Annotated in this window: 1 pseudogene; it reads left to right on the forward strand. The window is 79.1% G+C overall.

Going from position 1 to position 398, the window contains the following annotated elements:
- Positions 1 to 268: pseudogene (locus KDL01_RS42560) on the forward strand (serine/threonine protein kinase); the annotation flags it as partial.
- Between the last annotated feature and the right edge of the window lie 130 nt (positions 269 to 398).

Below are 398 nucleotides of genomic sequence, written 5' to 3' on the forward strand. Positions count from 1 at the left end.
GTCGTACACCCCGTCCCAGACGCCGTCGCAGCCGCAGACCGAGGAGCCGAGCAACACGCCGCCGCCCACGCAGCCGACCGAGACGGGCGGCACCGACACCGGCGGCACCGACGCCGGGGGCACGGACACCGGCGGTACGGACACCGGGGGCACGAACCCCGGTGGCGCGAACAACGGCGGGGCGAACAACGGCGGCGCCGACGCCGGCGGCGCGGACGTGGGCGGAGCGGCCGGCGAGCCCGGGGTGACCGGAGCCGTGGGCGGCTGACCCGCACCCCCCGCGGCGCGGCGGTCCCTCACCCCGTGAACGCCCCGCGCACCGCGTCGTACTCCCGGGTCCACCACACCGCCAGGGCCGCGGTGGCCGGGAACTGGGAGTCCGCGCGGGTGTCACCGCG

Source organism: Actinospica durhamensis (genome assembly GCF_018139695.1).
Classification (GTDB): Bacteria; Actinomycetota; Actinomycetes; order Streptomycetales; family Catenulisporaceae; genus Actinospica; species Actinospica durhamensis.